The 8,200-nt window shown below is 58.6% G+C and carries 5 protein-coding genes and 2 pseudogenes; 2 read left to right on the top strand and 5 right to left on the bottom strand.

Features of this window, described 5'->3' with window-relative positions:
• Positions 1–162: 162 nt before the first annotated feature.
• Together LRF89_RS12695 and LRF89_RS12700 are read left to right on the top strand one after the other, a co-directional pair.
• A complete protein-coding gene (locus LRF89_RS12695; protein ID WP_238637293.1) occupies positions 163–1,851 on the top strand; it encodes an IS1634 family transposase in 1,689 nt (562 codons plus the stop codon).
• A gap of 75 nt (positions 1,852–1,926) precedes the next feature.
• Positions 1,927–2,070: a transposase domain-containing protein gene (locus LRF89_RS12700; RefSeq protein WP_238637294.1), complete on the top strand. Its 144-nt coding sequence runs from the start codon at positions 1,927–1,929 to the stop codon at positions 2,068–2,070.
• 233 nt (positions 2,071–2,303) lie between these two features.
• Here LRF89_RS12700 and LRF89_RS12705 read toward each other — a convergent pair.
• The 5 genes and pseudogenes from LRF89_RS12705 to LRF89_RS12725 form a co-directional block, all read right to left on the bottom strand.
• Positions 2,304–2,504 (bottom strand): annotated as a pseudogene (locus LRF89_RS12705) (transposase); the annotation flags it as partial.
• A 473-nt stretch (positions 2,505–2,977) separates the two neighbouring features.
• A complete protein-coding gene (locus LRF89_RS12710) occupies positions 2,978–4,156 on the bottom strand; it encodes a glycosyltransferase family 4 protein (protein WP_238637295.1) in 1,179 nt (392 codons plus the stop codon).
• Between the two features lie 224 nt (positions 4,157–4,380).
• The gene (istB, locus tag LRF89_RS12715) at positions 4,381–5,136 is read right to left on the bottom strand and encodes an IS21-like element helper ATPase IstB (RefSeq protein WP_238637296.1); all 756 of its coding nucleotides are present in this window, start codon (positions 5,134–5,136) and stop codon (positions 4,381–4,383) included.
• Positions 5,137–5,147: 11 nt separating this feature from the next.
• A pseudogene (gene istA, locus LRF89_RS12720) lies at positions 5,148–6,689 on the bottom strand (IS21 family transposase).
• Positions 6,690–6,799: 110 nt separating this feature from the next.
• A partial coding sequence (locus LRF89_RS12725; protein WP_238637297.1) for an O-antigen ligase family protein occupies positions 6,800–8,200 on the bottom strand: 1,401 nt, incomplete at its 5' end.

Here is an 8,200-nt window from a genome sequence, read left to right on the forward strand (position 1 = left end):
CACCCGACTTCCACAGCTGAGTGCCGCTAAACCCCCGGGTTCGTGTACGTAACGCTCTGATCCCGCTGGAAGGGGTTCGGCTCCGGCTGGTTGGGCCTGTTGTGACACGCATCGTAGTGGCGAGCACTTTATGGCGCTCTCACCGGCTGCTATCGTGGTGGCATGTATGTGCGAGTCGTCCGATCCGGTCCGCGTCGCTACGTCCGCCTTGTGGAGGGCTATCGCGACGCCGATGGCCGCGTGAAGCAGCGCACCGTCGCCAATCTCGGGCGAGCGGATCAGCTCAGCGATGACCAGGTCGATGGCATCATCGAAGGGCTTGAGCGCGCCGTGGGGCGCTCGCGAAACGAGGACAGCGGGCCGGAGTTCCGGCGTGCTCGTTCCTTCGGCGACCTTTGGGCGCTTCATCAGCTTTGGCATGAACTCGGCCTCGACCAGGCCCTGCGCAAAGCGCTGCGCTCGTCGCGACGGGAGTTCGACGCCGAGGCGCTAATCCGGGCCATGGTCTTCAATCGCCTTTCCGCGCCTCGGAGTAAGCGCGGTGTTCTCGATTGGCTTCAAGAGGACGTCAGAGTCCCCGGGCTGGACACTGAGCAGCTCCACCATGAGCATTTGCTGCGCGCCATGGACGCGCTGATGACCCATTCCGCCCGTGCGGAGGAAGCGATTGCCGCGCAGCTCAAGCCGTTACTCGACCAGGAGCTCAGTGTCGTCTTCTGGGATCTGACGACGGTCCGGATTCACGGCGAGCGCGAGGTCGCCGACGATCTGCGCCGATACGGGCACAGCAAGGATCTCGGCGGCGTCGACCGTCAGTTCGCCCTCGGGGTCGTGCAGACAGCGGAGGGATTGCCTATTGCCCATGAGGTCTTCGAGGGCAATGTCGCCGAGACACGCACCCTGACTCCCATGCTCCGGCGCCTGCTCAGCCGCTTCCCGCTCAAGCGCGTGGTGGTGGTCGCTGACCGTGGGCTTCTCAGCATCGACAACGTCGACACCCTGGAGGCCCTCGCCGAGCAGGAAGGGCTGGCCGTCGACTATATCCTTGCGGTGCCTGCTCGCCGATACGCGGAGTTCACGGACCTGATGGCCGAACTCCACCCGAAGCTCGAGGAAAAGGCGACGACCAAGGACGAGGAAGCCGTAACGGAGGCGACCTGGCAGGGCCGCCGTCTTGTGGTTGCCCATAACCCGGAGCGAGCCGTCGAGCAGAGCGCTGCGCGCCGACACAAGGTGCACCGGCTGGACCAGCTCGGAGAGGCGCTCGCCCGTCGACTCGACAACCAGGATGCCGGCAAACCCGGCCGCGGTCGTCGGTCTACCGACCGAAGCGCTCATCGACGGTTCCATCAGCAGATCGTGCAAAACCGGCTCTCAAGCATCGTGAAGGCCGATCTTGGTGCCGAGAACTTCCGCTATGACATCGATGAGCAGGCCTGGGCCGCCGCTGAGCGTCTTGACGGCAAGCTCCTTCTGGTCACGAGCCTTCAGGAGCACGAGGCGACCGAGATCGTGGATCGATACCGGGCCCTTGCGGACATTGAGCGCGGTTTCCGCGTGCTCAAGAGCGACATCCAGATCGCGCCTGTCTACCATCGCCTGCCCGAGCGTATCCGCGCCCACGCAATGATCTGCTTTCTGGCCCTTGTCCTGCACAGGATCATACGCCAGCGCCTCAAGGCATCCGGGAGTATCTACTCCCCGCAGAGAGCCCTTCAGGTGCTGCGCCGGATTCAGCATCACCAGGTGCATCTCGCCGGCCAGGAACACGAGGGCTTTACCAAGCCGACCCAAGAGCAGCTTGAGCTCTTCGAGGAACTCGGCGTGGACGTGCCTCAGCGCCCGGGCTGAAGCCGGCGTTGTGACATTCGCGGCCCTTGCGGGTACGGCGAATCAGGTAGTTAGGCCCATGGCTGTGGAACTCCGGTGACCATCGTCGAGACCTGCAAGCAGAACGGGGTCAACGTCCGGCGCTACCTCGAGGACGTGCTCGAGCGCATCCAGGATCACCCCGCCAACCGCATCCGGGAACTGCTGCCCTACCACTGGAGCGATCCTCAGGCCGCATAAGCGAGTCTGCTCAGACTGCAGCGGCCGCTCCGGGCTATCCAGACGGGATCAAGCGGACAGGTACACCACGGTATCAGCTCAGATCTCAATGATGAAGAGCGCCCGACGTTGGTGCGTGTCACAACAAGGACTGTCCGGCGAAAGCTACCACTGTTCAGTAAAATCAACGCGTTACGTGCGAAAACCCGGGGTTGTGAGGCCGACTAACTGTGGAAGTCGGGTGGCATGGCCCGCAGCAGGAGCCGGATGTTGTGCCCGGCGGCGGCCAGTACGGCATTCATCGCATCACCCAGGCGGCCTTCGAGTCGGCACCGGTCCATGCGCCCATCGGTCTTCATGTGGCCGATCACCGCCTCTACCGCCGAGCGTCGGCGCAACTCCCGACGCAGGCGCCGGGTGTCCACCCCGCGCCGCTGTCCAGAATGGAAGACCTTCGACGGCCTGGTGCTCGAAGAAATGCAGGTGCTGCGTCGTGCGCTGACGGGTGTCAGGCACGGGCTGCCCCTCAGCGCCGCAGGCCGGGCAGGCGAAGCGGCTACCGCTGGCGAAGGTGACATCGAAGTCGATGCGCTTGGCCTCGGCGTCGAAGCGGATGTCGCTGACTTCCCAGGGCGCGCTCAGCCCCAACGCGGCGGTGAACAGGGCGTGCTCGGTGGCCATGGCAGCTCCTCGCTTGGTCAAGACGGCGAGGCACAACATATAGGGTCACGCCGGCGGCCGACTACCCTGCCGCAAGCTGCTGTCACCCACACGATCCGCGAAGGGACCTCTTTGGGCCCCATCACAGCCGTCCAAGTTTGCAAGGTTTCGAATCCCAGGATACCAAAACCCGGTGATCCCAGCCGCCCTCAAGGGCCCATAACCCGCGTTCGATCAGTGCGTTGCGAGTTTTTCAGGACCGACCAAATCACGACAAGAATTTTTTCCAAATGTTAAGCCTCGTGTTGTTTCGAGAGTAGACGGAAAGGTTATTCTCTGCGAATTGTCTAGCCGCTGTTTGAAGCTCTAGAAAATTCTGACGTTCCAATCGCAAGAAGTCTTGAGTGGCTTTTGTGATGGTCTTGGTTTCGTTTTCAGACAGCACTCGTGCGAACGGCTTATCTCTTAGGAAGTCGTTGCTACCTTTGCTGCCTACGACTAAGCAACCACAGGCCAAGTATTGTCTAACCTTAAGCTCAGAGGACTCTTGCTCTCTGCCTTTTTTGATCGAAAATCCGATGTCGAGCGCCGGGATCATCTCCGGCATCCTATCAAAAGGTTGAGCGCCCAGGATTTTAACATCATCGGAAACGCCCTTTGAGTCAGCGTAATCTTGACATTTGGTGGCTTCTCCTCCGTCTCCGACGATGACTCCTTTTATTCCGTGTAAATTACGTAACTCAGCAAGCACATCTATAATTTCCTTTCCGCCCCTGCTCATTGGATAGTTGCCGACATAACCAATTACGCGATCTTCTTCACTCAAACCGAGGCTATGGCGAGCGGAGCGTCGAGCCTCCGGTGTGAAGAGACTTACATCGACGCCGTTGTCGAGAACAATAACCTTCTCTGGTGGAAGAGAGTGGTTTTCTATGATGCTGTCACGTTGCGGTGTGCTGACGGTGTCTATTACAGAAGCGTTGCGATATATAGAGTGTTTAATTTGTTTATCTACGGACCGCAGAGCTTGGGAAAGGGGGGGGCGCGTGTTTTTTGGCGGCCACGCGGTTCCATGTCCAGCCGTCTTTAGCACATATGGGCAATTGATCCTCCGGAGCAAAAGCAAAACGTTAAAGCAGAGAGGAGACGGTCTTAGTACAATCAGGCTAGGTTGGAAATCGGTTATTCTATGAGTTAGAGCGCCAAAGCGACTCTCAATCCATCCTATTAAACGCCTAGGTCCTGAGCTCATTGTGAAAAAGGATAGCGGGATCTCGTTGAAAATCTCGCTAAGGTGCTGTTTGGGCTTAGGAACGCAAGCAAGGAGCTCAATATCATTACGTGCAGACAAGTCGTTTAAAAATTGTGTTTCGTTGACGGCAGGCCCATATGGGTCTGATAGATCGACAAAAGAAATGTATGCAATGCGCATAGGTACGTTAGGCATGTTGGCTCATGACGGATAAAAAAGTAGTAATACGACTGATAATGGGCGTACAACGTTTAAGCGTAGACGATAAACGATTGGTTATTTTTTGGGTTTTACATTTATGCAAGGGAGCTTGGGTGCGTAAACCGCTGAAGGTTGCCACCGATTCCACGTGAAGGCTGCCACCCGGACCGGGGCAAAGCTGCCACCCATCGGAGCGTAGCGACGCGGGGTTTCTCTTCTTACTCCGAAGGCGCAGTGCCCGTCAACGTGGCGTGGCGTTTTCGCATGGATTCACCCCTGAGGGTGATCTTGCAGGCGTTGTGGACGAGGCGGTCGAGGATGGCGTCTGCCAGGGTGGGGTCACCGATGACGCCGTGCCATTCCTCGATGGGAAGTTGACTGGTGGCGATGGTGGAACGGCGGCCGTGGCGGTCTTCCAGCACCTCCAGCAAGTCCCGCCGGTTCTCGGCACTGAGCTTCATCAGTCCCCAGTCATCGAGGATGAGCACGTCCACTTTGGCGAGGTTGCCCAGCAGCTTGGCGTACTGGCCATCGCCTTTGGCGATCACGAGCTCCCGGAGCAGCCGGGTCAGGCGCACGTACTGCGCGGTGTAGCCCTCCCGGCAGGCCTTGTGCGCCAGGGCGCAGGCGAGCCAGGTCTTCCCCACCCCGGTGGGGCCGGTGATCAGTACATTGAGGTGCTCCTTGACCCATTGGCAGCTTGCCAGTGACTGGATCAGCCCTTTGTCCAGGCCGCGTGGGTTACGGTAGTCCAGGTCTTCGAGCATGGCGTTGTGGCGCAGCTTGGCGCGGCGCAAGCGGCTGGTCATGCGCCGGTTCTCCCGTTCAGTCATCTCCCGGTCGACCAGTAGCCCGAGGCGTTCCTCGAAGCTTAGATCAGTGATGTCGGGGGTAGCCGACTGGTCCGCCAGAGCGGCGGCCATGCCGGTCAGCTTGAGGGTCTGGAGCTTGTCGAGAGTGGGATGGTTGAGCATGTGGGACTCCTTCAGTGGTAGTAGGCCGGGCCACGGATGTTGTCGTGGGTCTCGGGTAAGGCCAGCTCCTGTTGTTCTTCCAGCGGCTGCTGGTCCAGGCGGTGTTTGAGGATGGACTCGATGCTCTTGTAGCGGCAGCTCCCCAACACCAGGGCGCGTTGGCAGGCCACTTCCAGGCGTTCGTCGCCATAGCTCTGCCCCAGCCTCAGGATGCCCAGACAGGGGCGATAGGCCTGTTGTGGGTGCTTGCGGGCACCCAGGACGGTGCGTATGAGCTTCTCGGTCGCCGGCCCGGTCTTGGCCGCCCAGGCGATCAGGCGCTGCGGTGTCCACTCACCCGCCTGGCGATGGGACTCGGGCATGTGCGCAGCGACGGTGGTGTGGCGACCCTTCTGGTCGCAGCGGCAGTGGCTCGCGACCCGGCTGCCCCGATAGAAGCACTCGATGGTGTTGTGGGTGATCCGCACCTCCACCTCTTTTTTGATCAGGGTGTAGGGGACCGAGTAGTAATGGCCGTTGATGGCCACGTGGTAGTCGATGTGCACCCGGGCCTTTTTCCAGTCTGCGTAGACATACGGCTCTGATGGCAGGGGCTGGAGGAGCGGTTTGTCCAGTTGCTCGAAGTGCTCTCGCCGGCACCCGGGCAGCTTGCGGAAGGGGCGGCTGTTGAGCCTGGCCAGCAGCTCGCGGATGGTGGCGTTGAGTTGCCCGAGGGAGAAGTGCTGGCGGTGGCGCAGCGCCGCCAGGATCCAGCGCTCGACGACCAGCACACCTCCTTCGACCTTGGCCTTGTCACGGGGCTTCCGCGCCCGCGTTGGGACGATGGCGACCCCGTAATGGGCAGCCATGTCCTGATAGGTCGGGTTGAGATCCGGCTCGTAGCGGTGGGCCTTGCTGACACCGGCTTTGAGGTTGTCCGGAACCACCAGCGCCGGCACACCGCCGAGGAACGTGAAGGCACGGGTGTGCGAGCCGATCCAGTCCGGCAGGGTCTGGCTCCAGGTGGCTTCGGCATAGGTGTAGTTGGAGGCCCCAAGCACCGCCACGAAGATCTGCGCCTCGTGGATCTCCCCGGTGGTGCGGTCAATCACCGGCACCGTCTGGCCGGCATAGTCCACGAACAGCTACTCGCCGCCTCGGTGGTCCTGACGCATCACCAGGTCCAGCTTGCCCTGCCAGGCCCGGTAGTGCTCGCAGAACCAACTGTACTGATACCCCTCAGGGTTGCCCTGGCGGTACTCCTGCCAGAGCAGGAACAGGGTGACGTGCTTGCCCTTGAGTTCCTCGTGGATCTGGTGCCAGTCCGGGACTCCTCGGGCCTGAGCCGGCAGCTCTGGTGGCGGTGGAAACAACAACCGCTCCACACCTGCCTCGTCGAGATCCTCTGGCAAGGGCCAGTTCAATCCGGCCTCGGTCGCACGGCGCAGGTACTCACTCACGGTGGGACGGCTCACGCCGCAGGCTGCCGCAATCTGGCGATTGCTCAGCCCTCGCTCCCACTTCAGGCGAAGGACTTCTTTGATTTTACGCATGGATAACCTCTTCGCCGGCATCTGGCCCCCTCCGGATGAAAAGGCTCAGAGTACCGTTTGGTTATCCCGCGCCGGTCGCTGTCGATGGGGTGACTCCGCCGGCCTGCCAGGGTGGCAGCGTTGCCGTGGAATCAGTGGCAGCGTTCCCGTGGAATGGGTGGCAGGCTTCGTCTGGAATCAGTGGCAACCTTGGTCTGGAATACGCACTTGGGGGAGGTGACGCAAAGCCATCCAGCTAAAAAAGCGAAAATGTAGGGCGTTTTTAGTTCGTGCATTGGGGTGGATGTAATACCGTTTAAAAGCAGTGCGAGTAAGAAGGCGAGCGCAAGCGGGGCGCCAGGGTGAGAGTGGAATCGAGATATGGCTATCCCAAGCATACTTATAAAGATTAAACATTCTAGTGCCAACCCAATTAGACCATATCTATAAAGGGTCATTAGGTAAGTGTTGTCAAATATATCTGTGCCGGCTCGGGCACTGCCGTGTCCGAATACTAAGCGATCATTGATAATAGGCCATGTGGTTTGCCAGTGTGCTATTCGAGCATCAAGAGCCGGCACTTCGGCCGGGTTTCGTACCTGAAGCAAGCTAAACAGCTCGTTCAGTCGGTTGATGCTTCGTTCGAGGACAGCAAGGTCAAACACGGCAAAAGAAAACGTTATCAATAGAGCAAAAGAAAGAAATATAGCTACCAGGCGCCGCGGTTCAGTGTGCCGCAAAAAAAAATATAGCAATACAAAAAATGCTGCCACAAAACCAACGATTGCAGAGCGACCTCCGGATAAGGTGAGAGACAAAATAGATAAAGCCAATGTGAGGGAGATGACCGGTAGATCGAAGAGGCCTTCCCGCTTCAGCAGCAAAAGGAATGCCGCCCACAGCGCAAGCAGAGAGGTGACCCAGACGTAATTTACTGAGGTCATGGTATGAGAAAAACGTCCGCCCCTTGTGATATAGAGGTCGAAGAAATGGGGTACGAGGGGAGTTGAAAGGATCCACTCAAACAGGAGCGCAAATGTCACTCCAATATAAAAGTATAAAAAGATGCGCAAGTGCCTGGGCTGTACTTGAAGAGAGGAGGCAGCCCCTAAAAGAAGAAAGATAAGCAAGCCAGCAATTCTTACAGGGTCCGCGAAGTCCCGAAACACTAGAGGGGGTTCGTTGAATAATCCAACGAAATAGTTGACTGCGGTTGTGTATGCTAAGTAGGCAAAGAAGAAAAAGGGTATAGCACCTTTAAGGGTTAAGTGTGGTCGGAAAAATAGCAGTATTATTAGTGCGCACCCGATTAACCCAACCGTAGCAAGCTGTTTTCCTGTGTTCTCGCCCGTTAAAAACGGTATGTTGTTAATCCATAAACAGAAAAGAGCGAGCAGTAATACAGCGCTTAAGCCATTTTGTGGCATTTTCTGTGTGGAAGTGTGAGTAAGTGAGGACATTTCGTTAAGCGGCGGCCTGTAACGATAAAATCTTGAAAGAAGAAGGCGTCCCCTGGGTGTGAACCTGTCTGCGGAAAGAGGCGGCCGATAAAA

The sequence above is a fragment of the Halorhodospira sp. 9621 genome, from assembly GCF_022228055.1.
GTDB classification, from domain to species: Bacteria; Pseudomonadota; Gammaproteobacteria; order Nitrococcales; family Halorhodospiraceae; genus Halorhodospira; species Halorhodospira halophila_A.

Bases quoted from the DNA above. Each gene is read 5' to 3' on its own strand.
- istB (WP_238637296.1), bottom strand. From the start codon at position 5,136: ATGCTCAACCATCCCACTCTCGACAAGCTCCAGACCCTCAAGCTGACC.
- LRF89_RS12695 (WP_238637293.1), top strand. From the start codon at position 163: ATGTATGTGCGAGTCGTCCGATCCGGTCCGCGTCGCTACGTCCGCCTT.
- LRF89_RS12710 (WP_238637295.1), bottom strand. From the start codon at position 4,156: ATGCCTAACGTACCTATGCGCATTGCATACATTTCTTTTGTCGATCTA.